The 26,356-nt window shown below is 69.9% G+C and carries 23 protein-coding genes and 1 pseudogene; 11 read left to right on the forward strand and 13 right to left on the reverse strand.

Annotated elements, in window-relative coordinates; all coding sequences use genetic code 11:
• Positions 1 to 129: 129 nt before the first annotated feature.
• Both ABZ208_RS03030 and ABZ208_RS03035 read right to left on the reverse strand, forming a co-directional pair.
• Entirely contained in the window at positions 130 to 1,302 is a 1,173-nt protein-coding gene (locus ABZ208_RS03030) for a hypothetical protein (RefSeq protein WP_356907815.1), read from the reverse strand.
• Positions 1,303 to 1,522: 220 nt separating this feature from the next.
• Positions 1,523 to 2,014, reverse strand: coding sequence for an NUDIX hydrolase (locus ABZ208_RS03035; RefSeq protein ID WP_356907816.1), 492 nt, complete (start codon positions 2,012 to 2,014; stop codon positions 1,523 to 1,525).
• 139 nt (positions 2,015 to 2,153) lie between these two features.
• On the opposite strand from ABZ208_RS03035, the gene ABZ208_RS03040 reads away from it, so the two are divergent.
• From ABZ208_RS03040 to ABZ208_RS03080, 9 genes and pseudogenes are all read left to right on the forward strand, one after another.
• Positions 2,154 to 3,287, forward strand: coding sequence for a glycerate kinase (locus tag ABZ208_RS03040; protein WP_356907817.1), 1,134 nt, complete (start codon positions 2,154 to 2,156; stop codon positions 3,285 to 3,287).
• A 439-nt stretch (positions 3,288 to 3,726) separates the two neighbouring features.
• A complete protein-coding gene (locus ABZ208_RS03045; RefSeq protein ID WP_356907818.1) occupies positions 3,727 to 4,530 on the forward strand; it encodes an ABC transporter ATP-binding protein in 804 nt (267 codons plus the stop codon).
• Between the two features lie 215 nt (positions 4,531 to 4,745).
• Positions 4,746 to 5,585 carry an ABC transporter ATP-binding protein gene (locus tag ABZ208_RS03050; RefSeq protein WP_356907953.1) on the forward strand — a complete coding sequence of 280 codons (840 nt, stop codon included), beginning with the start codon at positions 4,746 to 4,748 and terminating at the stop codon, positions 5,583 to 5,585.
• Entirely contained in the window at positions 5,582 to 6,472 is an 891-nt protein-coding gene (locus tag ABZ208_RS03055) for a branched-chain amino acid ABC transporter permease (protein ID WP_356907819.1), read from the forward strand. Before ABZ208_RS03050 ends, ABZ208_RS03055 begins: the two co-directional genes overlap by 4 nt.
• Before the next feature lie 85 nt (positions 6,473 to 6,557).
• Entirely contained in the window at positions 6,558 to 7,604 is a 1,047-nt protein-coding gene (locus ABZ208_RS03060; protein WP_356907954.1) for a branched-chain amino acid ABC transporter permease, read from the forward strand.
• Positions 7,601 to 8,854, forward strand: coding sequence for an ABC transporter substrate-binding protein (locus ABZ208_RS03065; protein ID WP_356907820.1), 1,254 nt, complete (start codon positions 7,601 to 7,603; stop codon positions 8,852 to 8,854). Before ABZ208_RS03060 ends, ABZ208_RS03065 begins: the two co-directional genes overlap by 4 nt.
• A 359-nt stretch (positions 8,855 to 9,213) precedes the next feature.
• Positions 9,214 to 10,167: a hydroxymethylbilane synthase gene (gene hemC / locus ABZ208_RS03070; RefSeq protein WP_356907821.1), complete on the forward strand. Its 954-nt coding sequence runs from the start codon at positions 9,214 to 9,216 to the stop codon at positions 10,165 to 10,167.
• A 54-nt stretch (positions 10,168 to 10,221) separates the two neighbouring features.
• A pseudogene (locus ABZ208_RS03075) lies at positions 10,222 to 10,353 on the forward strand (uracil-DNA glycosylase); the annotation flags it as partial.
• Positions 10,354 to 10,451: 98 nt separating this feature from the next.
• On the forward strand, positions 10,452 to 11,561 hold the full coding sequence (locus tag ABZ208_RS03080) for a glutamate--cysteine ligase (RefSeq protein WP_356907955.1): 1,110 nt from the start codon (positions 10,452 to 10,454) through the stop codon (positions 11,559 to 11,561).
• Between the two features lie 94 nt (positions 11,562 to 11,655).
• Here the strand turns inward: ABZ208_RS03080 and ABZ208_RS03085 are convergent, their stop codons facing one another.
• The 10 genes from ABZ208_RS03085 to ABZ208_RS03130 form a co-directional block, all read right to left on the reverse strand.
• Positions 11,656 to 11,844 carry a hypothetical protein gene (locus ABZ208_RS03085; RefSeq protein WP_356907822.1) on the reverse strand — a complete coding sequence of 63 codons (189 nt, stop codon included), beginning with the start codon at positions 11,842 to 11,844 and terminating at the stop codon, positions 11,656 to 11,658.
• Between the two features lie 80 nt (positions 11,845 to 11,924).
• Entirely contained in the window at positions 11,925 to 12,788 is an 864-nt protein-coding gene (gene pssA, locus ABZ208_RS03090) for a CDP-diacylglycerol--serine O-phosphatidyltransferase (protein ID WP_356907823.1), read from the reverse strand.
• The gene (locus ABZ208_RS03095) at positions 12,775 to 13,422 is read right to left on the reverse strand and encodes a phosphatidylserine decarboxylase (RefSeq protein ID WP_328394415.1); all 648 of its coding nucleotides are present in this window, start codon (positions 13,420 to 13,422) and stop codon (positions 12,775 to 12,777) included. Before ABZ208_RS03095 ends, pssA begins: the two co-directional genes overlap by 14 nt.
• A 168-nt stretch (positions 13,423 to 13,590) precedes the next feature.
• Positions 13,591 to 14,796, reverse strand: coding sequence for an acyl-CoA dehydrogenase family protein (locus ABZ208_RS03100; RefSeq protein ID WP_356907824.1), 1,206 nt, complete (start codon positions 14,794 to 14,796; stop codon positions 13,591 to 13,593).
• Positions 14,797 to 14,798: 2 nt separating this feature from the next.
• Positions 14,799 to 15,311, reverse strand: coding sequence for a MaoC family dehydratase (locus tag ABZ208_RS03105; RefSeq protein WP_099932427.1), 513 nt, complete (start codon positions 15,309 to 15,311; stop codon positions 14,799 to 14,801).
• 2 nt (positions 15,312 to 15,313) lie between these two features.
• Positions 15,314 to 16,288 (reverse strand): CoA ester lyase, encoded by a 975-nt coding sequence (locus ABZ208_RS03110; protein ID WP_356907825.1) that lies wholly within the window; start codon positions 16,286 to 16,288, stop codon positions 15,314 to 15,316.
• The gene (locus ABZ208_RS03115; RefSeq protein ID WP_356907826.1) at positions 16,285 to 18,297 is read right to left on the reverse strand and encodes a protein meaA; all 2,013 of its coding nucleotides are present in this window, start codon (positions 18,295 to 18,297) and stop codon (positions 16,285 to 16,287) included. The genes ABZ208_RS03110 and ABZ208_RS03115 overlap by 4 nt, the downstream gene beginning before the upstream one ends.
• Before the next feature lie 16 nt (positions 18,298 to 18,313).
• On the reverse strand, positions 18,314 to 19,651 hold the full coding sequence (gene ccrA / locus ABZ208_RS03120; protein ID WP_328394404.1) for a crotonyl-CoA carboxylase/reductase: 1,338 nt from the start codon (positions 19,649 to 19,651) through the stop codon (positions 18,314 to 18,316).
• Positions 19,652 to 20,151: 500 nt separating this feature from the next.
• Complete coding sequence (locus ABZ208_RS03125; RefSeq protein ID WP_328394402.1) at positions 20,152 to 21,015, reverse strand: TetR family transcriptional regulator; 864 nt, start codon at positions 21,013 to 21,015, stop codon at positions 20,152 to 20,154.
• A 97-nt stretch (positions 21,016 to 21,112) separates the two neighbouring features.
• Positions 21,113 to 22,894: a 3-hydroxyacyl-CoA dehydrogenase family protein gene (locus tag ABZ208_RS03130; RefSeq protein WP_356907827.1), complete on the reverse strand. Its 1,782-nt coding sequence runs from the start codon at positions 22,892 to 22,894 to the stop codon at positions 21,113 to 21,115.
• Positions 22,895 to 23,303: 409 nt separating this feature from the next.
• Between ABZ208_RS03130 and ABZ208_RS03135 the strand changes: the two genes are divergently transcribed.
• Positions 23,304 to 23,873 carry an adenylosuccinate lyase gene (locus ABZ208_RS03135; RefSeq protein ID WP_356907828.1) on the forward strand — a complete coding sequence of 190 codons (570 nt, stop codon included), beginning with the start codon at positions 23,304 to 23,306 and terminating at the stop codon, positions 23,871 to 23,873.
• A 212-nt stretch (positions 23,874 to 24,085) separates the two neighbouring features.
• Here ABZ208_RS03135 and ABZ208_RS03140 read toward each other — a convergent pair whose 3' ends face one another.
• Positions 24,086 to 24,685, reverse strand: a complete 600-nt coding sequence (locus tag ABZ208_RS03140) for a hypothetical protein (RefSeq protein ID WP_328394396.1) — start codon at positions 24,683 to 24,685, stop codon at positions 24,086 to 24,088.
• A gap of 177 nt (positions 24,686 to 24,862) precedes the next feature.
• On the opposite strand from ABZ208_RS03140, the gene ABZ208_RS03145 reads away from it, so the two are divergent.
• The gene (locus ABZ208_RS03145; RefSeq protein WP_356907829.1) at positions 24,863 to 26,338 is read left to right on the forward strand and encodes a helix-turn-helix transcriptional regulator; all 1,476 of its coding nucleotides are present in this window, start codon (positions 24,863 to 24,865) and stop codon (positions 26,336 to 26,338) included.
• Positions 26,339 to 26,356 lie beyond the last annotated feature (18 nt).

A 26,356-nucleotide genomic window follows, 5' to 3' on the forward strand; every position in this document is an offset into this window, starting at 1 on the left:
GGGCGGCGGCCCTCGTGAACGGGCGCGTCGCCGCGGTCCGGCGCCGGGCCGGTCCAGTGGTGCAGCACTACGGCGGCCCACGGGTGCGGCCCCCGCGTTCCGGGACGCGGGGGCCGCACACCGGGGCGACTAGCGAGCCGCTGCCGCCGCGGACTCCTTGACGAACGGGTTCGGCGTACGGCCGGTCCAGCGGTGCAGCACGGCTCTGCCCGACTCCTTGACGACGCCGCTGTCCGTGACCTTGGCCGACTGGCCGATGTAGTAGCGGCCGTCGTCCAGCGACACCAGCCCGTACTGGCCAGGCGACTGCCACCCGCGGACGCCCGTAGGCGTGTGGTGCAGCCCCTTGGGCATCAGCGCCAGCAGCCGGCCGGCCTCGGGCCGCTGCTGGCCCCGGATCGGGCCCCACGTCGCCCGCTTGGCGCCGTCGACGGCGAACAGCGCGTAGTTGGGGAACTGCGGCTTGGTGCCCTTGTACACCGCCATCAGCCACCGGCCGCTGTACGCGTCGTACTCCAGGTTCTGGACGCCGTAGGTCGTGTTGCCCGTGTACACGAAGAACTTGCCCCCGTGCGAGGCGGGACCGCTGCGGTGCGGGCGGGACTCCTTCAGCGGACGCTCGTACTGCTTCCAGTTGCGCACGTCGTACTGGAGCAGGACCTGGTGGTCGTTGTCCTTGCGGGCGGTGTTGGCGTACACGCCGTACGCCACGGTCAGCCTCTGCGTGCCGAACCTATTGCCGAAGACCGGACCGAACGAGACGCCGTCGATGCCGGAGTTCCCGTAGCGGTGGTCGGGGGTCTTCGCGACCGGGCCGTCGAAGACGCCGTCGCCGTTCATGTCGGCCGTGAAGTCCTTCTCCACCTCGTTCAGATGGACGGTGGTCAGGACACCGCTGGTCTGCGCGTCCATGTTCATCCGCGTGATGCGGTCACCCTTGAAGATCGCGATGTAGAAGGACGTGTTGTCGCTGTACTCGAGCGAGCCGTAGACCCGGCCGTCCTCGGAGTTGAAGTCCAGGTCGCCCAGATGACCGGTGATACCGCGGACCGAGCCGACCGGCTTTCCCCGCAGATCGGTCTTGACGAGCATGTTGGTGAACGAGTAGTAGACAAAGCCCTTGCGCCGGTCCAGAGCCATTCCTTGCAGATGGCCGGACTTCCAGGCTCCGCCGCTGACGGTGACGGGCAGTTGCGCTCGCGCGGTTCTCTCGCTGGGGGCTGCCGCGGGAGCGGTGCCGGCGATCGTCACAACGGCCAGCGAGACGACGGTCGTCAGCCAGCCGCGAAGGTGCATGAGCATGGTCCCTCCGGTGTCCTGGGACTCCGGATGGTGCCCAGCGGTCGTGCACGCGTCAGGGCTGGTCGGTCAACGCGACATGAACGTCCGTGTAGGCTGAATCAGTTACCGGCAAAACTGGTCAAACAGACTGCTGACCTGCATAGTTGAGGCAGGGAACGGCCAGGCGAAAGCCGGGGATCGGCGAGGCGTCGGCAAGGCGAAGCCTGGGTTCCGCGGTGGCTCAGGCGGGCGGGAGGCCGTTCTCCAGCTCGACCGCTCCCGACCCGTCGGCGAGAGCGTCGAGGGCCGCCAGGACCCGGCTGCAGAGAGAGCCGAGCAGATAGGCGGACATGTCCTCGCGCGCCACCAGCCGCCACGACAGCAGCTCGTCCTCCTGCAGCGTGATCGCATCGAACTGAGCCTGAGTCAGCACGCCGCCGTCATAGATGTACGCGGCGATGGGCGGCCGGGCCTCGCCCGGCACCCAGTCGACCGCCAGCAGGGCACCCAGCTCGACGTCGAGACCGATCTCCTCGAGGGTCTCGCGGCGGGCCGCCTGCCGCGGAGTCTCGCCCCGGTCCGACTCGATCGTGCCACCGGGCAGCGCCCAGCCCTTGCGGTAGTTGGGCTCGACGAGCAGCACACGCCCCTCGGCATCGCGGAACACGGCGGCGGCACCGGCGAGGACGCGGGGGAGGGAGGCGATGTACGCGGCGTAGTCGGACGAAGTCACGGCACGCAGCGTAGGGCATATGGAGGTCCACCCCAGCCGTGCCGGCGATTGTTGGCCGATGGTGGGGTGGCAGGCCCTGTGAGGGGGCAGATAGGGTCGGGACGGCGCGACTGCCTGTTCGAAAGCAAGGGATAGCAAGGTGACGGACGGAGCAGTTTCTCAGTCTGCGCGGGTGCTCGTCGCGGCTGACAAGTTCAAGGGCTCGCTCACGGCCGTACAGGTCGCCGAACGAGTGACGGCCGGCCTGCGGCGGGTGCTGCCCGAGCTGGAGGTCGAGACCCTGCCCGTCGCCGACGGCGGCGACGGCACGGTCGCCGCAGCGGTGGCCGCCGGGTTCGAACGGCGTGAGGTACGGGTGACCGGCCCGCTCGGCGAGCCCGTGACCGCGGCATACGCCTTCCGGGACGGCACCGCAGTCGTGGAGATGGCGGAGGCGTCCGGACTCCAGCACCTGCCCGCAGGCGTCTTCGCACCGCTCACCGCGACGACCTACGGCTCCGGGGAGCTGCTGCGCGCGGCGCTCGACGCAGGCGCCCGGACGATCGTCTTCGGCGTCGGCGGCAGCGCCACGACCGACGGCGGAGCCGGGATGCTGGCCGCGCTCGGGGCACGCTTCCTGGACGCGCAGGGTCAGCCGGTCGGACCCGGCGGCGCCGCGCTCGCCGGCCTCGCGGCGGCGGACCTCTCCGGGCTCGACCCGAGGGTCAAGGACGTCCGGCTGGTCCTCGCCAGCGACGTCGACAACCCTCTGACGGGGCCCAAAGGCGCGCCCGCGGTGTACGGCCCCCAGAAGGGCGCGACGCCCGAGGACGTCGCGACCCTGGACGCGGCACTCGCGCACTATGCGGCCGTCCTCGGCCCCGACCAGGCGGCCTCACCGGGCGCGGGCGCGGCCGGCGGCATCGGCTACGGGGCGCTCGTCGCCCTCGGCGCGTCGTTCCGCCCCGGGATCGAGGTCATGCTTGACGTACTGGGCTTCGCACCGGCGCTGGAGCGGGCGACGCTGGTGATCACCGGTGAGGGTTCGCTGGACGAGCAGACCCTCCACGGAAAGGCTCCGGCGGGCGTGGCGGCGGCGGCCCGCGCGGCCGGCAAGGAGGTCGTCGCGGTCTGCGGCCGTCTGGCGCTCCCCCCGGAGGCCCTGGGCCGCGCGGGCATCCGCCGCGCCTACGCCCTCACCGCACTCGAACCGGACCCCGCGAAGTGCATGTCACAGGCGGGCCCGCTGCTGGAGCGCGCGGCGGAGTCGATTGCCCGGGACTTCCTGACCTGACGTCCGGCGGGCCGGCGGACGTCCCGGCCTCCCTTCGTCGCCGGCCGTGCGGGACGTGGACGATGTCCTCGTCCCGGTCCGGCAGCCGGAAGGAGCGAGCCGGGCAGCGGTGACGCTCCGGCGGCGGTGGGCTCCATGAGCTGGTGCGTGGCACGCAGGGCGGGCTCGGCAGGTCGCACTCCCAGACCCCGCCCTGCCCAGGCAGACCGTGCCCCGGCGAGGAGCGGGGCACTGCCGCTGCGCGCAGGTTCCTGACCGGCTTCCGGTCCGTGGGTGCCACGTGATCGCGGCCCCCTTGTGCCCGTGCACAACGACTTCGCCTCCGTCGCTGGTCAGACACAGCGTCTTCGCTCCGGAGCCTGGACCGGTGCCTTTGCGTGGTGCTCATCTTGGCCCCCACAAGGCACGCCGAGGCGGCGGGCCGGAGAAGGGGGTTCGTATGGCCGCCGCGCTCGAAGTGCGCGCGCTGACCGTGGGGTACGGTCCGGTGAGGGCGTTGCGGGACGTCTGTGTCGACGTACCGGACGGTGCGATCGTCGCCGTGCTCGGCGGCAACGGGGCGGGCAAGTCGACCCTGCTGCGCGCCATCTCCCGCACCCTTACCTTCCAGCGCGGGCACGCCACCGCCGGCAGCATCCGGTTCGAGGGGCGCCCGCTCGACGGGATGAGTCCCTCCCGGGTCGTCGCCGAGGGAATCGTGCAGATCCCGGAGGGCAGGCAGGTGTTCGCGCGGATGACCGTGGCCGACAACCTGCGGGCCGGAGCGCTCGGGGTGCGCGGGGGCCGGCGGGAGACCGTCGCGGCACTCCGGCGTGTGCACGAGCTGTTTCCCGTACTGGCCGACCGGGCCGGGCAGAAGGCGGGGCTGCTGTCCGGGGGCGAGCAGCAGATGCTGGCCATGGGGCGCGCCCTGATGGCCCGGCCCCGTCTGCTCCTGCTGGACGAGCCCTCCCTCGGACTCGCGCCCCTGATGGCGGCCCGTATCGCGGAGACCGTCCAGGAGATCAACGCCGCCGGGACATCGGTGCTCCTGGTCGAGCAGAACGCGGCGATCGCACTGCGGCTCGCATCGACCGCGTACGTCCTGGACGTCGGCGAAGTCGCCCTCGAGGGTCCTGCGGACGAGCTGGCCGCGTCCGACGAGGTCCGCAGACGCTATCTGGGTGTGGTGGACGAGACCGCCGCGCAGGACGCCGTCCGTGCCGAGGCGGCCGCGCCCGTCCTGCGGAGGTGGTCCGCGTGACCGAGCACGACCGGACTCCCGTCGGGGAGACGACCGGCGGCACCGCCCCTGCCGAGTCCCGTGATGCGGGGGAGGACCGGGACGGCGCGCCGACGCAGGCCACGGATGACCGGACTGTCCCGGCACAGGGCGCAGACCAGGAATCGGGTGCCGCCGCCGGTCTGCCGGCTGTGGCGGACGGTGCGGAGTCGGGTGACCCCGTCAGCCCCTCGGCCATGGCCAGGGCCGTGACGGCCCACCGGACCACCGCCCTGTCGGCCGGAACCGCAGCCGGTGCCGAAGCCGCCCCCGCACTCGTCGTGGACTCGGTCACCGTCCGATTCGCCGGGCTCACCGCCCTCGACGGAGTCTCCTTCACCGTCGAGCCCGGCAGCGTGCACGCCGTCATCGGGCCCAACGGCGCCGGCAAGTCCACCTGCTTCAACGTGCTCTCCGGCGTGTATCGCGCGACATCGGGCAGCGTGCGGGTGGGGGAGCAGGACATCACCGGGCTGGCCCCGCACCGCATCGCCGGCCTCGGTGTCGCCCGCACGTTCCAGAACATCGCGCTCCCGCCCCGCGCATCCGTTGCCGACAGCCTCCTGCTCGGCCGGCACCGACTCACCCGCGCAGGGTTTCTGGCCACCGGACTGCGGCTGCCATCAGCGGCCCGCGAGGCACGGCTGCACCGTGAACGCATCGGCGAGATCGCCGAGTTCGTCGGGCTCGCGGACGACCTGAAGCGGCCCGCCGGATCCCTTCCGTACGGCAAGCAGAAACTCGTCGAGCTGGCCCGCGCCCTGTGCATGGAGCCGCGGATCCTTCTGCTCGACGAGCCTGTCGCGGGCATGACCGCCGACGAGCGGCAGCAGAGCGCCGCCGTCATCGCGGGCGTGCGCGACAGCCTCGGCATATCCATCGTGCTGGTCGAACATGACATGGGGGTGGTGATGCGGCTCGCAGACGCCGTGACCGTACTCGACTTCGGACGCCGCATCGCGCACGGCACACCGGCCCAGGTGCAGAGCGACCCGGCCGTCGTCCAGGCGTACCTCGGAACGGAGGGCACGTCATGACGACGTTCACCGAACTCCTTCTCGGCGGACTCTCCATCGGTTCCGTCTATGCCCTGATCGCACTCGGCTTCGTGGTCATCTTCAAGGCCACCGAGGTCGTCAACTTCGCCCACGCGTCCCTTCTCCTCGCCGGGGGCTATGTCACCGCCGTCCTCCACGACGATCTGGGCTTCTGGCCGGCGCTGGCCGTCGGAATCGCAGGGGCCGCGGTGGTCGGCTCGGCCGTCGAGTACCTCGTCATGCGCCGCTATCGAGGCTCGGACCACAGCGTCCTGGCCATCGTCACCATCGGCGTCGACATCCTGCTGACCACCGAACTCACCCGCCGTATCGGCACCGACGTGCTCGCGCTCGGCGACCCGTGGGGCGACCGCGTCGTGAGCATCGGTGCCCTCACCATCGCCCAGACCCGAATCGCCGCCTTTGTCGCCGCGGCCCTGCTCATCACGGCCTTCCTGCTCGCCTTCCGGTACACCTCGTGGGGCGTGGCGATGCGTGCAGCCGCGGAGAATCCCGAGACCGCCGCGCTGATGGGGGTACGTCTGGGGCGGGTGTCGCTCGCCGCCTGGGCCGTCGCGGGCTCGCTCGCGGCCGTCGCGGCGCTGTTCCTCACCATCTTCCCGACACCCGGCCTCGAACGCGCCACCTCGCTCGCCGCGCTCAAGGCCTTCCCTGCCGCGATCCTCGGCGGTCTGGATTCCACCACCGGCGCCCTCGCCGGAGGACTGATCGTCGGCGTCACCGAGTCGTTCGCGACCGGCTACCAGAGCGAACTGTCCTTCCTGGGCGGGGGAATCGGCGATCTCGCGCCGTACCTGGTGATGCTCGCCGTGCTGCTCGCACGGCCCGCCGGACTCTTCGGCACGAAGGAGCTCGTCCGTGTCTGACACCCTGAGCCCGGGCGGCCTGCGCGCCCGCCTCCGTCCCCTGCGTTCCGACCCCGCGCCCGACCGTCCGGTCCGCCGCCTCGACCTGCGGCGCCCCCGCAGCTACGTCTGGCCGGCCCTCGCTCTCCTGCTGCTCGGCCTCCCCTTCTATCTCGACCGCTTCTGGCTCCAGGCCGGCCTGTTCGCCATGGCAGCCGCGATCGGAGCCATCGGCATCAATCTCCTCACCGGAGCCACCGGGCAGCTGTCCATGGGGCACGCCTTCTTCCTCGCCGTGGGCGCGTACAGCTACTGCATCCTGGCGGGCGCGGACGATTTCGAGAACGGGCACCAGCTCGTCGGCCTGGGACTGCCCACCTGGCTCGCCGCCGTACTCGCCGTGCTGCTCGCCGGTGCCGCGGGCGGTCTGTTCAGTCCCATCGCGGGACGGTTGCGCGGCGCGTACCTCGGCATCGCCACCCTGGCGCTGATCTTCATCGGCCAGCATGTGCTGTTCAACGCCCGTGATCTGACGGGCGGTTTCAACGGCCGCTCCGTTCCGCCGCTGTCCCTGTTCGGCTTCGACTTCGACGACAGCGCCGTGGTCGTCGCGGCTGTGCCGTTCCAGTCGATGGAGAAGCTCTGGTACGTGGCGCTGCTCGCGCTCCTCGCCGGCGGTCTCTTCGCCCGGGGCGTGCTGCGCGGCCGGCCGGGCCGGGCGATGAACGCCCTGCGCGACCACCGCATCGCTGCCGGAGTGATGGGCGTGCCCGTCGCCCGCTACCGCGCCGCGGTGTTCGTCCTGTCCTCGATGTACGCGGGTCTCGCGGGCGTCCTGCTCGCCCTGGTCTTCCAGCGCACGGTCCCCGAGTACTTCGGCATGCTCCTGTCCCTCGAATTCCTCGCCATGATCGTCATCGGCGGCCTCGGCACGGTCGTCGGCGCGGTCGTCGGCGCGGTCTTCGTCTCCCTGCTGCCCCAGATCCTGACCTACTACAGCGACGCTCTTCCGCTGGTCTCCGCCCCTGGCACGGGCGGCGTCGCACCGGCCGAGGCGTCCCGCTATCTGTACGGCGCGGCGGTTGTCGCGGTCGTGCTGTTCCTGCCCGGCGGGCTCACCCGCCCCACTCCTTCCCCTCGGGAGAAATCATGAAATCAAGAACCTGTGCCGCGGCCCTGGCCGTGCTGGCGCTCACCGTCGCAGGATGCAGCGGGAAGGCAACCGGCGGCGACGAAGGCCACAAGGGCGCCGGCGGAGTGAAGACCGGCGTGGGCGTCACCGACAAGACGATCAGCCTCGGCGTCCTCACCGACATGACCGGCGTCTACGCCTCGCTCGGCAAGAGCGTCACCCAGGCCCAGCAGCTGTGGGCGAAGCAGACCAACGCTGCGGGCGGCATCTGCGACCGGAAGATCGAACTGACCGTCCGCGACCATGGCTACGATCCGCAGAAGGCCGTCGCCGGATACACCGAACTCGCGCCGAAGGTGCTCGGCTTCAGCCAGTTCATCGGCTCGCCGTTCGTCGCGGCCATGAAGCAGCGTATCGACGGTCAGGACAAGGCACTGGTGGTGCCGCAGGCCTGGTCCGCCACTCTGCTCGGCAGCCCGTACATCCGCGTCGTGGGGGCCACGTACGACATCGAGACCATCAATGCCGTCGAGTTCCTGCTCGCCGAGAAGCGCATCTCCAAGGGCGACAAGATCGGCCATGTCTTCTTCGAGGGAGACTACGGGGAGAACGCCCTGGCCGGCTCCAAGTACGCGGCCGAGCAGGCCGGACTGAAGGTCGTCGAGCAGAAGATCAAGCCGACCGACAACGACATGTCCGCGCAGGTCGCGGCCTTGAAGAAGGCCGGCGTCAAGGCCATTGTCCTCAGCGCGGGGCCGCGCCAGGCGGCCTCCCTGGTCGGCGTCGCAGCGGCCGGCGGCTTCAAGGTCCCCGTCATAGGCAACAGCTCCGCGTTCGCGCCTCAGCTGCTTGCCACCCCGGCCGGTCCGGCGCTGAAGAAGGACTTCTACGTTGCCGCCTCCACGCTCCCCATCGGCGCTCCCGAGGCGGGCCCGGCCACTCTTGCCAAGGAGTACAAGGCGGCCTACCCGAAGGACGGTCTCGACAACGGCGTGGTCGCGGGATACACCGCGGCGAAGATCTACGGTGAGGTGCTGAAGAAGGCCTGTGCGAACAAGGACCTGACCCGGGCGGGCATCGACAAGGCGCTGCTGACTCTCAAGGCGTACGACAGCGGCTTCGGCATCACGCACGACTTCTCGGACCCGGCCGCGCCGTCCACCCGGCAGAGCCTGATCATGAAGCCGGACAGCAAGGTCCCCGGCGGACTGAAGGTGGTCCGCCCCGCGACCGCGTCCAAGGCGGCCGAGTCCTTCACCCCGGCCGGCTGACCTCCACCCATCCGAAGGACCGGGCCCTCCGGGGCCCGGTCCTTCTGCATGACGCCGGGCGCTCCCGGGACGTTCCCCGCCGTACTCACCGACGCAGCCGCGTTCGGCGTCGCGATGTCCTGCCAGGAGCGCACCGGCACGTCCTGGCTGCTCCGCGGTATGGCTCCCACCGCCTGCCTGACCACTGTCGAAGCCGACCCGGCGGTGCAGGCGGTCGCGGTCAGGCAGACGACCACCGGCCCCGGGCCGACGCCTTCCTCGCACGCCTGCCCGAACACCCCAACCTGCTTGTCACACTGCCGAGATGGGCCTCGGGTCTGTTCATCGGGTCTCGAGTCCGAGGGTCTATCGTGGGCGGCATGTCCGCCCCTGAGCTGATCCGTATCGTCTCCCGCGACTCCCCGATGGCCCTGGCCCAGGTGGAGCGCGTCCGCGCCGAACTGGCCGCGCTCCACCCCCAGATCGCCACCACGGTGGTCCCGGTGAAGACGACCGGCGACAAGTGGATGGGCGACCTTGCTCAGGTCGAGGGCAAGGGTGCCTTCACCAAGGAGGTTGACGCCGCCCTCGTCGCCGGAGAAGCGGACCTCGCCGTCCACTGCGTCAAGGACGTCCCCGCCGACCGCCCGCTCCCGGCCGGTACCACTTTCGCCGCCTTTCTCAAGCGCGACGACATTCGCGACGCCCTCATCCACCCCGGCGGCCTCAGCCTGGACCAGTTGCCGCCCGGCGCCCGGATCGGCACCTCCTCGGTCCGCCGCATCGCGCAGCTCGCGGCCTCCCACCCGCATCTGCGGTGTGTGCCGTTCCGTGGCAACGCCAACCGCCGCCTGGACAAACTCGCCTCCGGCGAGGCCGACGCCTTGCTGCTGGCAGCCTCTGGGCTGGAGCGGATCGGCCGCATGGACGTGATCACCGAGGTCCTGTCACCCGAGCAGATGATGCCGCCGATCGGCGCCGGGATCCTGGCCCTGCAGTGCCGCGAGGACGACACCGCGCTCATCGAGACCGTCAGCGATCTCGGACACCCGGACACGCACCGCGAGGCGACCGCGGAGCGCATGTTCCTCCATGTCCTCCAAGGTCACTGCAACAGCCCCATCGCCGGCTACGCCAAGGCCGAACGCAGCGGCGAACTGTCCCTGCGCGCTTGCGTGTTCACCCCCGACGGCAAAACCGTCCTCAACGCCCACGAATGGGCCGGACGCCTCGACCCCGCCACCCTCGGCACCTCTGTCGCCGTTGCTCTCCTGCGGCAGGGCGCGCGTGACCTCATCGACAGCATCCCGCACGGACCGGGCTGCCCTGCGTGATCGGCGTCGGCACCGGCCGCCGCCCGACGGCGACTCCGGCGGCGGGACGCGGGACTCGTCGCCACGATCCATCCGTCGGCCGTGCTGCGCGCCAAGGACCGCGAGCCGGTCTACCGGGGCCTCGTTGCGGATCTGTGGGTCGGCGCGGGGGTTCTGGATGGCCGGAGGGGTACCCGGGACGCATGACGATCCAGCATCCCGCCGATCGCGGAGGTGAGGAGCGCGGCCGGTTCGCGCGCCTGGCCCGAGGCCTGAGCGGGAACACAGGCGAGGAGGCGCGAGCCGTGCGCAGCGTGGGAGTGGAGGAGGAACTCCTCCTGGTGGACGCGGACACGGGTGAACCCCGGGCGGTGTCGGCGGCTGTGCTGGCCGTGGCATCGAGGGACGCCGCGGCGGGTGAGGAGCAGGTCTTCGAATCGGAGCTGCATCGTCAGCAACTGGAGTTCGCCACCCGGCCACAGACCCGGATGGAGGAACTCGCGGCCGAGATCCGACGGTGCCGGGCCGAGGCAGCGCAGCACGCCGAGGACAGGGGGGTCGCCGTCGCGGCCCTCGCCACGTCTCCTCTCCCGGTCAGTCCGTCCGTGGCCGGAGGCAGGCGTTACCACTGGATGGCCGAACGCTTCGGGCTGACCGCGCAGGAACAGCTCACCTGCGGATGCCATGTCCACGTCTCCGTGGACTCCGACGAAGAGGGCGTCGCCGTCCTGGACCGGATCCGCCCCTGGCTGTCCGTCCTTATCGCCCTGAGCGCCAACTCTCCGTTCTGGCAAGGCCAGGACAGCCACTACAGCAGCTACCGCAGCCAGGTCTGGGGCCGCTGGCCCTCCGCCGGACCGGCGCAGATCTTCGGCTCCGCCGACCACTACCACCAGCAAGTGCGGGACATGATCGGCACCGGAGTCCTCCGGGACGAAGGAATGATCTACTTCGACGCCCGGCTCTCCCACCGCTACCCGACGGTCGAAGTCCGGGTCGCGGACGTCTGTCTGAACCCGGACACGACGGTGCTCCTCGCTGTCCTCATCCGCGGCCTGGTCGAGACCGCTGCGCGCCAGTGGCGGGCGGGAGCGCCCCCGGCGCGCCACGGCGAGCTCCTGCTGAGACTCGCCGCATGGCAGGCTGCCCGCTACGGCCTCGAAAACCGGCTACTCCACCCCCGGACGATGCGTCCTGCGCCCGCGGAAACCGTGGTGCGTGCCCTGTTCGACCACGTGCGCGGCGCACTCGACGACCACGGCGACACACGTCCCGCCCAGGAAGCACTGGCCGGACTGCTGAGGACGGGCAACGGAGCGTCCCTGCAACGCGCGATCCTGGAACGGGCCGGCAGTCTCCGCGACGTCGTCACCGAGTGCGTGCACCTCACCAGGGGACAGCGCCCGCGTCCCTGATCAGCCGCCCTGCGCGGCCACCCCACAAAGCCTGTACGTCGTGGCCCAAGCCGAGTCCGCCTTTGAGTCCCCCGGCGCGGCCCGGCCGCCGCCGTCAGAACAGCAGGACCAGCGCATACACCAGGAAGAACGAGGCGAACAGCAGGACGAGGACCGCGACGGCGGCCGGCGGGCCCCACGCCCTGGGATGCGCACGCTCCCGGACCGCACAAGGAGATCGGGCAGCGTACCGCCGGTTCGCGACCACAAGGGCGGGGCGGGCTGCTGCTGGGGGATTCTCCACTGCCGGCCGCGCACACGCGACATGGCTGAGGGCCCGGATGCGGATGCATCCGGGCCCTCAGCCATGTCCGTCCTTGGCGCCTACGGCACCTGCGCCGCCCGCGCCTCGCGGCTCTCGCGGCGATTGTCGCGGAACGTGTTCACCCGCCGCGCCGTCGCGAACAGCGGAATCGTCGCCGCCATCACGATCTGCAGCGCGCAGCCCGTCTGGAGCAGCACGTGACCGCCCGGCGCGTCGAACGCCCACGCCGCCAGCATCCCCATCGCCGAGACGATCCAGCCGAGCATCGCCACCGCGAGGACGCCCCGCGGCTTCGGGTACTCCACCCGGCTCACCATCAGCCATGCCGTGCCGATGATCGCCAGAAGCGTCGGTACGAACGGCAGCTCCAGCAGCACGATGGAGACCACCGTGAGCGCGCCGAAGGGGCTCGGCATGCCCTGGAACATGCCGTCCTTCATGGTCACGCACGAGAATCTCGCGAGTCTTAGCACCACCGCCAGCAGCACCACGATCGCGGCCACAGCCGAGACCTTCTGGTGGGCGATGTCGCTGACCATTCCGTAGACGAGCACGAAGTACGCCGGCGCGAGGCCGAAGCTGATCAGGTCGGAGAGGTTGTCCAGCTCCGCGCCCATCGGCGAGCTGCGCAGCTTGCGCGCCACGAGTCCGTCGCAGAGGTCGAAGATCGCCGCGAGCAGCATGAGGATCACGGCGGTCGCGGCGCTGTGCCGCGCCATGCCGGTCTCCTGGCTGCCCTGCAGGTCCGGGATGAGGATTCCGGTGGTGGTGAAGTACACCGCCATGAATCCGCACGTCGCGTTGCCGAGCGTGAGCGTGTCCGCTATCGAGAGGCGCAGAGAGAGGGGCATCTCCTCCGCGTCGTCGTCTTCCTCGGTCTCGCCGACCCAGTTCGTCTGTGTGTCGGGATCAATCACGGTCAATGCGAGTCACCCCCGCAGTCGTGGTCTGACCCACCTCGACCGCGACATCGACACCTTCCGGAAGGTAGATGTCAACGCGCGATCCGAAGCGGATCAGACCGATGCGATCGCCCTGCTCGACCTTGGTGCCCTGCGGGATGTAGGGCACGATGCGGCGCGCGACCGCGCCGGCGATCTGCACCATCTCGATGTCGCCGAGTTCGGTGTCGAAGTGCCAGACAACGCGCTCGTTGTTCTCGCTCTCCTTGTTGAACGCGGGGACGAACCCGCCCGGGATGTGCTCGACCGACGTCACCGTGCCGGCCAGCGGCGCGCGGTTGACGTGGACATTCAGCGGGCTCATGAAGATCGCGACGCGGGTGCGTCCGTCCTTCCACGGCATGATGCTCTGCACCACGCCGTCGGCGGGCGAAATGACCCGCCCCTGTGCGATCTCGCGCTCGGGGTCGCGGAAGAACCACAGCATGCCCGCCGCAAGCGCGGTGGTGGGCACGGCGATGGCCGCGGCACGCTTCGACCGGCGCGCACGCACCAGGCTCAGCGCCGCGGTCGCGACGGTCGGCAGAAGCCACGGCGATGCTCCGCGCGCGAGGCGGACGCGGCCGCGAGGTGCAGAGGTTTGGCTGTGGGGCATGGATGACCTTCGTAGCGGATGATGCCGCGCTGGCATGGGGGACGGCGGCTTTCCGGCGATGTTATCGGGTACAACCCGTAACTGGGAAAGCCGGCAGCCGAGTCGGCGGCCGGAAGATGATGACAGGGTGTGATCTTCTTCGCGGCCGAACCGACTCGAAAGCGACAATCAACCCTGGAACCGGTACTCCTCGAGCAGCCGACGACCAATGATCATTTTCTGGATCTCGGCGGTACCTTCGCCGATCAGCAGCATCGGAGCCTCACGGTAGAGGCGCTCGATCTCGTACTCCTTGGAGAAGCCGTAGCCGCCGTGGATCCGGAAGGCGTCCTCGACGACTTCCTTGCAGTATTCGGAGGCGAGGTACTTCGCCATCCCTGCCTCCAGGTCGTTTCGCTCCCCGGAGTCCTTTTTGCGTGCCGCGTTCACCATCATGGCATGGGCGGCCTCGACCTTGGTAGCCATCTCGGCCAGCTTGAACTGAATCGCCTGGTGCTGGGCGATCGCCTTGCCGAAAGTGTGACGCTGCTGGGCATAGGAGACGCCCAGTTCGAACGCACGCTGCGCGACTCCGCAGCCACGTGCCGCGACATTCACCCGGCCGACCTCGACGCCGTCCATCATTTGGTAAAACCCTCGGCCGGTGGTGCCGCCGAGTACCCGATTGGCCGGAATGCGCAGTCCGTCCATGATGAGTTCGGTCGTGTCGACGCCCTTGTAACCCATCTTGTCGATCTTCCCGGGAATGGTGAGGCCGGGACGGACCTCTCCGAAGCCGGGCTCCTTCTCCACGAGGAAGGTCGTCATCGACTTGTGGGGCGCGGTGCCCTCGGGGTGTCCTTCGTCACTCCGGCACAGAACGGCGACCAGATTGGACGTTCCACCGTTCGTGAGCCACATCTTCTGGCCGTTGAGGACGTACTCGTCGCCGTCCTTGACGCCCTTGGACGTGATGGCCGAAACGTCGGAGCCGAGAGCCGGCTCGGACATCGAGAACGCGCCGCGCACCTCGCCCAGCGCCATGCGCGGCAGGAAGGTGTCCTTCTGTTCCTGCGTGCCGTGCTGCTTGAGCATGTACGCCACGATGAAGTGCGTGTTGATGATGCCCGACACGGACATCCAGCCACGGGCGATCTCCTCGACGCACAGTGCGTACGTCAGGAGCGACTCGCCCAGGCCGCCGTACTCCTCCGGGATCATCAGCCCGAACAGGCCGAGCTCCTTGAGGCCCTCGACGATCTGCGTCGGGTACTCGTCCTTGTGCTCCAGCTGGGTGGCGACAGGGATGATCTCCTTGTCGACAAAGTCCCGCACGGTGGCCAGGATCTCCTGCTGGACATCGGTCAGACCGTGGGTCTGGGCGAGTCGCGCCATGGCTACTTCTCCTGCTGCTTCAGCTCCGGGCGGCCGGGCTGCTCGCCGCCGCGCTCCTTGATGTACGTCTCGGTCGGGACCATCACCTTGCGCCGGAAGACGCAGACGAGGGTGCCGTCCTGCTTGTAGCCCTTGGTCTCGACATAGACGATCCCGCGGTCGTTCTTCGACTTCGAAGGGGTCTTGTCGAGGACCGTGGTCTCGCCGTAGATCGTGTCGCCGTGGAAGGTCGGCGCCACGTGCCGCAGCGACTCGATCTCCAGGTTGGCGATCGCCTTGCCGGAGACGTCCGGCACGGACATGCCGAGCAGGAGCGAGTAGATGTAGTTCCCTACGACGACGTTCTTGCCGAAGTCCGTCGTGTTCTCCGCATAGTTGACGTCCATGTGGAGGGGGTGGTGGTTCATGGTGAGCAGACAGAAGAGGTGGTCGTCGTACTCCGTGACCGTCTTCCCGGGCCAGTGCTTGTAGACGGCCCCGACCTCGAACTCCTCGTAGGTGCGTCCGAACTGCATGCTCAGGCCTCCGGGATCTCGAACTTGCTGGTGCGCTGCATGCCGGCGGCGCGGCCCTTGCCGGAGATGACCAGGGCCATCTTGCGGCTGGCCTCGTCGATCATCTCGTCGCCGAGCATCGCGGAGCCCTTCTTGCCGCCCGCCTCGGAGGTGAAGTAGTCGTACGCGTCGAGGATGAGCTCGGCGTGGTCGTAGTCCTCCTGGGAGGGCGAGAAGATCTCGTTGGCCGCGTCGACCTGGCCGGGGTGCAGCACCCACTTGCCGTCGAAGCCGAGGGCCGCGGCGCGCTGCGCGACCGCCTTGTAGCCGTCGACGTTCTTGATCTGCAGGTAGGGGCCGTCGATCGCCTGCAGGTTGTTGGCGCGGGCGGCCATGAGGATCTTCATCAGGATGTAGTGGTAGGCGTCGGCCGGGTAGCCGGGCGGCTGCTCGCCGACGACCAGGGACTTCATGTTGATGGAGGCCATGAAGTCCGCAGGGCCGAAGATGATCGTCTCGACGCGCGGGGAGGCCTGCGCGATCGCGTTGACGTTGTTCAGGCCCTGCGCGTTCTCGATCTGCGCCTCGATGCCGATCTTGCCGACCTCGAAGCCCATGGTCTTCTCGATCTGGGTGAGCAGCAGGTCGAGCGCGACGATCTGCTGGGCGTCCTGGACCTTCGGCAGCATGATGCAGTCGAGGTTCTGGCCCGCGCCCTCCACGACCGTGACGACGTCACGGTACGTCCAGTGCGTCGTCCAGTCGTTGACCCGCACGACACGCGTCTTACCGGTCCAGTCGCCCTCGTTCAGGAACTTCACGATGGTGTGCCGGGCATCCGGCTTGGCGAGCGGCGCGCAGGCGTCCTCCAGGTCCAGGAAGACCTGGTCGGCCGGCAGACCCTGGGCCTTCTCCAGGAAGCGCGGGTTCGAGCCCGGTACGGCCAGGCAGGAACGGCGCGGACGGAGACGGTTCACCGGGTGGATCGGCGTGGTCATGCGGGGACCTCCAGAGGGTCGAGCTTGTTCGCTTTCCGGATCTCGTCGACGATACGGCCGATGATCTCCGTGATACCGAAGTCCTTCGGGGTGAAAACGGCGGCGACTCCCGCACGCTTCAGGTCCTCGGCGTCGCTGTTGGGAATGATCCCTCCCGCGATCACCGGGATGTCATGGGCCCCCGCCTCGCGCAGGCGGGTCAGCACGTCCGGGACCAGCTCGGCGTGCGAGCCGGACAGGATCGACAGGCCCACACAGTGCACGTCCTCCGCGAGCGCGGCGCTGACGATCTGCTCCGGAGTGAGCCGGATGCCCTGGTAGACCACCTCGAAGCCGGCGTCACGGGCCCGTACGGCGATCTGCTCCGCGCCGTTGGAGTGCCCGTCGAGACCGGGCTTGCCGACCAGCAGCCGCAGCCGGCCCGAGCCGAGCTCCTCGGCGGTGCGGGTCACCTTCTCACGGACCAGGGCGAGCGGGGTGCCCGCCTCGGCCGTCACGGCCACCGGCGCGGACGAGACGCCCGTCGGGGCGCGGAACTCGCCGAACACATCGCGCAGCGCCCAGGACCACTCGCCGGTGGTGACACCCGCGCGGGCGCACTCGACGGTGGCTTCCATCATGTTCTCGGTCCCGGCGGCGGCCTTCTTCAGCGCGGCGAGCGCCTCCGTCGCACGGGCCTCGTCACGGTTGTCGCGCCACTCGTGCAGCTTGGCGACCACGCGGGCCTCGTTCGCCGGGTCGACCGTCATGATCGCCGTGTCGAGGTCCGCGGTGAGCGGGTTGGGCTCGGTGGTCTCGAAGATGTTGACGCCGATGATCTTCTCGTCGCCCGCCTCGATCCGGGCCCGCCGCTCGGCGTGCGAGGACACCAGCTGCGACTTGAGGTAACCGGACTCGACGGCCGCCATGGCGCCGCCCATCTCCTGGATCCGGTCGATCTCCGCCAGGCACTCGGTGACCAGGGCCTCCACCTTGGCCTCGATGACATGCGAGCCGGCGAAGATGTCCTCGTACTCCAGCAGATCCGACTCGTGCGCGAGCACCTGCTGGATGCGCAGCGACCACTGCTGGTCCCAGGGCCGGGGCAGACCCAGCGCCTCGTTCCAGGCGGGAAGCTGCACGGCACGCGCACGGGCGTCCTTCGACAGCGTCACGGCGAGCATCTCGAGGACGATGCGCTGGACGTTGTTCTCCGGCTGAGCCTCGGTCAGACCGAGGGAGTTGACCTGCACGCCGTAGCGGAATCGGCGCTGCTTGTCGTTCTCGATGCCGTACCGCTCACGCGTGACCTTGTCCCAGATGCGGCCGAAGGCGCGCATCTTGCACATCTCCTCGATGAAGCGGACGCCCGCGTTCACGAAGAAGGAGATGCGGGCGACGACGTCGCCGAACTTCTCGGCGGGCACCTGGCCGGAGTCGCGGACCGCGTCCAGCACGGCTATCGCGGTGGACATCGCGTAAGCGATCTCCTGGACCGGCGTGGCCCCCGCCTCCTGCAGGTGGTAGCTGCAGATGTTGATCGGGTTCCACTTGGGGATGTTGGCCACCGTGTACGTGATCATGTCGGTGGTCAGGCGCAGCGAAGGACCGGGCGGGAAGACATGCGTCCCGCGCGACAGGTACTCCTTGACGATGTCGTTCTGCGTCGTCCCCTGGAGCTTGGTGATGTCCGCGCCCTGTTCCTCGGCGACCACCTGGTACAGCGCCAGCAGCCACATGGCGGTGGCGTTGATGGTCATCGAGGTGTTCATCTGCTCCAGGGGAATCTCCTGGAACAGCCTGCGCATGTCACCGAGGTGCGAGACCGGGACCCCGACCCGGCCCACCTCGCCGCGGGCGAGGATGTGGTCGGGGTCGTAGCCGGTCTGCGTCGGCAGGTCGAACGCGACCGACAGGCCGGTCTGGCCCTTGGCGAGATTGCGCCGGTACAGCTCGTTGGACGCCTCGGCCGTGGAGTGGCCGGCGTACGTCCGCATGAGCCACGGCCGGTCCTTCTGACGCTCTGTCATCTAACAGGCCTCTGACTCAGATGTTCCGGAAGCGGTTGATGGCGTCGATGTGCTTGGCGCGCAGCTCTTCGTTGCGCACGCCGAGGCCCTCGCGGGGAGCGAGCGCGAGCACGCCGACCTTGCCCTGGTGCAGGTTGCGGTGCACGTCGTAGGCGGCCTGGCCGGTCTCCTCCAGGGAGTACACCTTGGAGAGAGTGGGGTGGATCTTGCCCTTGGCGATCAGGCGGTTGGCCTCCCACGCCTCGCGGTAGTTCGCGAAGTGCGAGCCGATGATGCGCTTCAGCGACATCCACAGGTAGCGGTTGTCGTACTCGTGGTTGTAGCCCGAGGTCGAGGCACAGGTGACGATCGTGCCGCCCTTGCGGGTCACGTACACGGAGGCGCCGAAGGTCTCGCGACCCGGGTGCTCGAAGACGATGTCCACGTCCTCGCCGCCGGTGAGCTCGCGGATGCGCTTGCCGAAGCGCTTCCACTCCTTCGGGTCCTGGGTGTGCTCGTCCTTCCAGAACTTGTAGCCCTCGGCGTTGCGGTCGATGATCGCCTCGGCGCCCATCGCGCGGCAGATGTCCGCCTTCTGGTCGCTGGAGACGACACAGATCGGGTTGGCGCCGCCGGCCAGCGCGAACTGGGTGGCGTAGGAGCCGAGTCCGCCGCTCGCGCCCCAGATCAGGACGTTGTCGCCCTGCTTCATGCCGGCGCCGTTGCGGGAGACCAGCTGGCGGTACGCGGTGGAGTTCACCAGTCCGGGGGCCGCCGCCTCCTCCCAGCTGAGGTGGTCCGGCTTCGGCATCAGCTGGTTGGACTTGACCAGCGCGATCTCCGCCAGGCCGCCGAAGTTGGTCTCGAAGCCCCAGATGCGCTGCTCGGGGTCGAGCATCGTGTCGTTGTGGCCGTCCGAGGACTCCAGCTCGACCGAGAGGCAGTGCGCGACGACCTCGTCACCGGGCTTCCAGGCGTTGACGCCCGGGCCGGTGCGCAGCACGACGCCCGCGAGGTCGGAGCCGATGATGTGGTACGGCAGGTCGTGGCGCTTGGTGAGCTCGGAGAGCTTTCCGTAGCGCTCGAGGAAGCCGAAGGTCGACAGCGGCTCGAAGATCGAGGTCCACACGGAGTTGTAGTTGACCGAGCTGGCCATGACGGCCACCAGGGCCTCACCGGGGCCGAGCTCGGGCAGCGGCACGTCGTCCAGGTGGATCGACTTGCGGGGGTCCTTCTCCCGGGTCTCGAGGCCGGCGAACATCTCCGTCTCGTCCTTGTGCACGGTGATCGCGCGGTACGACTCGGGGAGCGGCAGAGCTGCGAAGTCGGCGGACGTGGTGTCCGGCGACTGAATCGCGTCCAGGATTTCCTTCACGGTGTTGCCTCCAGGGGGGTCCCCCCGGACGGGGCCGGGGGAGAAGCGCTTTGTGGCGAACGCTGAGGGGTACGTCGGGGTGCTGCTGTGGAGGTGTGCCGTCGGTTCGGCGGGTGGTGCAGTTGGCAGCGCTGGTAGGCGCGGTGAAAAAGCCTGTGACGCAGGCGCCCGGGCGCGCAGCCGCGAGTGGGTTGCGGGGACAGCCGGCGTACGAAAGGTCTCTGCACGCCGGCCGCCCGGACAACATCAACGTATGGCACCCCGTGCCAGCTCGCAAGACACTGCGTGCCAAAGATTTCTCTCGGATGCAATCTGCTGGACACAGATGAGCGATGATCGATCGAACGGCCCCCGAAATAGCGGCAAATGGCCGCCCCGGTACGGGTCGGCCATTGCTGTGCGTGTTCGTTCGATGTCTCCGCGTAACATTCGAATTCGAGGAATGTCGCGCGGGTTACATCGGCCCGGGACCGGGCCCGGGCCTCACTCTTCCTCCGGGGTCACCCCTCGGTGAGCGCCCTCTCGATCGTGCGCATGACCTCGCTCAGCGGTGCGTCCGTGCGGGCCACCGCCACCACCACCTCGCCGTGCCGCTGCACCGCGGCCTCCACGCTCTCCCCGGGCGCCGCTGCGGCCGCCGGGAGCGCGCCCTTGGACCGGCCTGCCCCGATCCCCGAACCGAACGTGTCGCGGACGATCGCGAAGGCGTGGTCCAGCTGCGCCTCCACGTCCCCCTGGCCGCCCGCCCGCAGCCAGCGGCGCAGCACATGGTTGTGCGCCGTGACGACCGCGGAGGCCGCGACCTCCGCCAGTAGCGGGTCGTCATTGCCGGCGTGATGGTCGCGCTCATCGAAATGGCCCAGCAGATAGCGCGTGAACAGCCGCTCGTAGCGGGCCACCGACGCGATCTCCCGCTCCCGCAGCGTGGGCACCTCGCGGGTCAGCCGGTAGCGCTCGACCGAGACCGCCGGGGAGGCCGCGTACATCCGCATGACCTCCTTGATGCCCCGGCACACGGTGTCCAGCGGGTGCTCGTGGGCGGGTGCGGCGTTCAGCACCGCCTCGGCCCGTACCAGGGTGTCGTCGTGGTCGGGGAAGATCGCCTCTTCCTTGGAACGGAAGTGCCGGAAGAAGGTCCGCCGCGCCACCCCCGCCGTGGCGGCGATCTCGTCGACGGTCGTTGCCTCGTACCCCTTGGTCGCGAACAACTCCATCGCCGCCGCTGCCAGTTCGCGCCGCATCTTCAGACGCTGGGCTGCGGCGCGGGAGCCTGCGGCGCTCTCCGGAGCGTCGGACGAGGCGCCTTGGCGGGTGGGCCGTCGGGTGGGATCAGCGGGCTGGGGCATGACCTGAACGTACTGCATTCGCGCAGCCGAGCGCGCCTGCGGGGGCTCGATCCCCGTGCCGGAGGACGGGGGAGGCCCGCCCGGATTCAGCAGCCCTCCCCAGCCCCCTTCGGCATCAACGCCGGGCATATTCGCGGAAGCCGCGCCCCGTCTTGCGGCCGAGGCACCCCGCGGCCACCAAGTGCTCCAGCAGCGGGGCCGGGGCCAGACCCGGGTCACGGAACTCGCTGTGCAGGACCTTCTCGATCGCGAGCGACACATCGAGACCGACCACGTCGAGGAGCTCGAACGGCCCCATCGGGTAGCCGCCGCCCAGCTTCATCGCGGCGTCGATGTCGTCGAGGGAGGCGTAGTGCTCCTCGACCATCTTGATCGCGTTGTTCAGGTACGGGAAGAGCAGCGCGTTCACGATGAACCCGGCGCGGTCGCCGCAGTCCACCGGGTGCTTCTTGATCTTCTTGGTGACCGCGCGAACCGTGGCGTGGACATCGTCCGAGGTCAGGACCGTACGGACGATCTCGACCAGCTTCATCGCAGGCGCGGGGTTGAAGAAGTGCATACCGATGACGTCCTGCGGGCGCGAGGTGGCGCGGGCGCAGGCGACGACCGGCAGTGAGGAGGTCGTGGTGGCGAGCACCGCACCCTGCTTGCAGACCTTGTCGAGGGTGGCGAACAGCTGCTGCTTGATCTCCAGGTCCTCGGCCACGGCCTCCACGGCCAGATCGACCTCGGCGAACGCGTCCAGCGAGCCGGCCGGCGTGATCCGGGCCAGCGTCTCGTCGCGGACCTCGGCCGTCATCCGGCCCTTGTCGACCGAGCGGGCAAGGGACTTGGCGATCCGGGCCTTGGCCACCTCCGCCTTCTCCAGGCTGCGGGCCGCCAGCACGACGTCGTAACCGCCCTTGGCGAAGACCTCGGCGATACCGCTGGCCATGGTGCCCGAGCCGGCCACGCCGACCGAGCCGACCTCCCGGCCGGCACCGGCCTCGGCCGACGGCTGCGGGGTCAGGGCGTCCGCCTCGAGCACGGAGGTGCCGGGGGCGGCGTACGTGTAGAAGCCGCGGCCCGCCTTGCGGCCGGTCAGACCCGCCTCGCTGAGCTGCTTCAGGATCGGGGCCGGGGCGTGCAGCCGGTCCTGGGACTCGGTGTACATGGCCTCCAGGACCGTGCGAGCGGTGTCGATACCGATCAGGTCCAGCAGGGCGAGCGGGCCCATCGGCAGACCGCAGCCGAGCTTCATGGCGGCGTCGATGTCCTCGCGGGAGGCGTAGTTCGCCTCGTACATCGCGGCGGCCTGGTTCAGATAGCCGAAGAGAAGCCCGTCCGCGATGAAACCGGGACGGTCGCCGACCCTGACCGGCTCCTTGCCGAGCTCACGGGCGAGCGCGGTGACGGCCTCGACGGCCGGCGGCGCGGTCAGCACCGAGGAGACGACCTCGACCAGCTTCATCGCCGGGGCCGGGTTGAAGAAGTGCAGGCCGAGCACGCGCTCCGGGTGCGCCGACTCGGCGGCCAGCCGGGTCACCGACAGGGCGTTGGTGCCGGTGGCGATGATCGCGTCGGGGCGGACGACGGCGTCCAGCTCACGGACGACCTGCTGCTTGACCTCGTACGACTCGGGAACGACCTCGATCACGAGGTCGGCTTCGGCCGCTGCCTGCAGATCGGAGAAGGTGCGGAAGCGGGCGAGGACGGTGCGGCGCTCCTCCTCGGTGATCCGCTCGCGCTCCACGGCACGGGCGGTGGAGGCCTCGAGCGCGACGACGGCCTGGTGGGCGGCGGCGTCGCTGATGTCGATGCCGATGACTTCACGTCCGGCGCGGGCGAGGACCTCGGCGATGCCGGTGCCCATGGTGCCGAGGCCGATGACGGCAATGGTGGAGAGAGGGGTGTCCATCACGGGACTCCAGGGATGAGTGACGACTGATGAGGAGCGCGGGCGGGCCGGTGCGCGAAGCGGCTGTCACAGGGACGGGACGCCGGGAAGGCCGACCGTCCGAAGGGCGTGCTGCTGAGGGAAAGCGCACGGCGCGCGGCAATCGCGTGTCGTGGTGCTGGGCCGACGGACTCTGTCCCGAGTCGCGTCGTACGAACTGAGCTGCCGAACCGACATTCCCCCATGCCTTGCGGTATGGGAGGTGCCCCCGGCGGTGGCTGCGTCACCAGGCCACCGCGGGTGTGCGGGGGTTCCCCGCTCACTTGAGATTAACTCGCGGGTAACGAGCGCGCCAGACCTGGGGCCGTCCGAGCCTGTGTGATCTGGATCGCCGACGAAACAGAGGCGAATCGCCGATACCCTGACGACCGTGGACGAGGAGTTACGGTCACTGGCACACCGGCTGCGGAACGAGGCGGGCGGCGGGGCGACGTACGAGCGTCTGCTCGTCACCGAGGACCATGAGGAACTCGCCGCGGTCCTCACCGAAGCGCAACGCCCCTTGTGGGCCCGTGAGATCGCCGCGTTCCGGCTCGGCTGCGCGGGGGACCGGCGGGCCTTCGAATCCCTGGTCCTGCTGCTCAATCACCGCGATCCCGACCGCTGTGTCTCGGCCGCTCACGCTCTGGCCCGGCTCGCCGATCCCCGCACGCCGCGCGCCGCGGCGGCCCTCGCCACCAACGAGCTGCGCGTCGCGTACGCCCTGACGCCCGTGCGCCTGCTGACCCGGCTGCGGGCACCTGAATCCGTACCGGCCCTGATCGCCGTGCTCGGCCGGCGACTGGCCGCCCCCGGCGATCCGCACTGGCGGGTCGCGCTGGCCTGTGTCGAGGGCCTGGGCGCGCTGGGCGACGAGCGGGCGGGGCAGGTACTGAGCTCCGCGCGGTCGCATCCGCGGCTTGCGGCGGCGGCGGAGGCGGCGCTGGCCCGCCTCGGCTGACGTACGCGGGGTGCGCGCCCACGCGCCGCGTGCTCCGGGCCGGGAGTCCGGACCCGGAGCACGCGGCTCCCCCGATATGTCCGCCGAGTGGTGCCGACGGACAGTTCTGTTGGCTCTGTCGGCTCTCTCAGTTCTGTGAAGGCCGCTGTGGAAACGCTGCTGCGGAAGTGCTGTGGGTGAACCGCTGGTGGTGAATTGCCGTTGTGCCGTGGTCAGTAGAGCTTGGCCACGGCTGTGCGTGCCGTGTTCTTGAAGCCCGTGACGGGTGCGCCGTCGAGGTCTCCCAGCTGACCCCACTCGACGACGGTCACCGTCCGGCCGTCGCGGCCGATCGCGTACAGCGCGATGTCGGTCGAGCCGATCTCGGTGTCGGAGGTGTCGATGCTGTAGATGTGCGCGCCCTCCTCCACGGCGATCCTGCCGTGGTACAGGGTTTCGCCCTCGAGGGTCGGGTACTGCTCCTTGAGCCGGTCGAGGCATCCCGCGACCGAGGCACTGAGCTTGGCCGCGAGGGCCTTGGCCGCAGCGGCGGTCGGGGCGACCGTGGTCGTCTGGCGGGCGCTCGTGTCCAGGTCGGTGCGGAAGTTGCGGTACGAGCTTCCCGCTTTGGGCGTGATCTTTGCGGTGCAGACCGAGCCCTCGGTGGGCAGGCCCTTGCGGACCGGGTCAGCCGTCCATGGAGTGGGTGCGGCCGGCAGCTGGGATGCCGAGAGGAACCTGGGCGCGGGCGTTGCCGCGGTGGCGGTCGTGACCGGAACGATCGTCAGGGTGACGGCCGCGGTGGTCAGGGCAGCGGTGCGGAATGTCTTCATGAAAGCAGTTCCCCCGTGGTGACGGCGTGCTGAACGATCACCAGCTTCCGGACGGGGCGGCGGCCGGGCAAGCGCCGCGGGCGGCCGTGGAACGGTGGAACCATTCCACCCCTCGTGACGTGGGGTCATGCAGGAGGGTGGAATGCCGTCCTGGGACGGCCGGGGGGAGTGGATGTCGTGAGCACAGCGCGGGAGACCGAGGCGTTCGCGCGGCGGCTGCGGGAGATCCGTGACGCATCGGGCCGCAGCTACGGCGCGCTGGCACGCCGGGTGGGAGTCAGCGCATCGACGCTGCACCGTTACTGCGCCGGGCAGACGGTGCCGGTGGAGTTCGCCCCGGTGGAACGCCTGGCCCGGCTGTGCGGCTGCCGGGGCGAGGAACTGCTCGCGCTGCACCGGCTCTGGCTCCGGGCCGACGTGGAGCGAAGCAGCCGCCAGGAGAACAACGGGGTGGGACGGGCACCGACCGGTGACGGGGACCCGGCCGGCGAGGAGGGCGTGGCGGACCCGGTCACGGGCCAGGCGGCGGAGACGAAGGACGGCTCGCCCATGGATCCCGGCGCGGGCGCGGATGCGTCCGAGGCCGCTCGCGCGGGTGCGCATGCCGCCACCGACCATGCCGACGACGCCGCCGACGCAACGACCACGTTCGTGCTCGGCGGCGGGCGCGACCAGGGGCCGCCCGCCCCGGCCGCAGGACCGGCCGAACTCCCTGTCGCGCCCCGCTCACCGGGACGCCGCCGCGCCGCCTATGGTGCCGCCCTCGTCACCTCCCTCGTCGCGTCGCTCGTCCTGCTGCTGGCCGTCGACCGGTCCCCACTCCGGGAGTCCGGCGGACAGGACACCACCGCGCAGCGGCCCGGCGGCGACACCACGGGCTCCCGCTCCGCTCCGGCCTTACGCAAGGGATCCGCCTCGCCGGACGCGACCGCGTCGGGCCCGGTCGACGGGCTGTCCGCAAGCGCGGGTCCGCACAGCCCTGCTCCCGCCGAGCCCGCTCCCCGCCCCACCACGACCGCCCGCCCTGGTGGCAGTGGCACGCCATTCACCTGGACCACCGATCAGCATGTCTGGCAGAACGGCTGCGACCACGCCTATCTGGTCGACCGCGGACCATCTGCCGTGCCACCACCGCCCGCCGCGTCGGACGCCGCGCCCTGGGCGCGGTCCGTCGGCGCGGTGCACGGCGGCGACACCTTCGTACGGATCACCGTGCAGGGCAGGAGCGACAAGGCGGTGGTCCTGCAGGAGCTGCGGGTCCGTGTGCTCGCCAGGCGGACGCCGCCGGCCCACAACGTCTACCGGATGAGCTCCGGCTGCGGCGGCTCGCTCACACCCCGCCTGTTCGACGTCGACCTCGACAAACCCCGTCCGCTCGCCCGCTCCGTCGCCGGCAACGACTCCGGCGAGCCGATCCCCGCCGTGTCCTTCCCGTACAAGATCTCGGTCACCGATCCCGAGGTACTGCTGGTCACCGGCCGAGCGGTCTCCTGTGACTGCGACTGGTACCTGGAGCTGGCCTGGAGCAGCGGCGGCCGAGCCGGCACGGTACGCATCGACGACCACGGCCGTCCGTTCCGAACGAGCGGCATCCGGGGCCGACCCGTCTACGACTACGACACCGGCTCGGCCCGATGGGCCCCTGCCGTGTGAGCGGCGTCCGGCGCGTAC

Source organism: Streptomyces sp. NPDC006208 (genome assembly GCF_040613775.1).
In the GTDB taxonomy this organism is placed as follows: domain Bacteria; phylum Actinomycetota; class Actinomycetes; order Streptomycetales; family Streptomycetaceae; genus Streptomyces.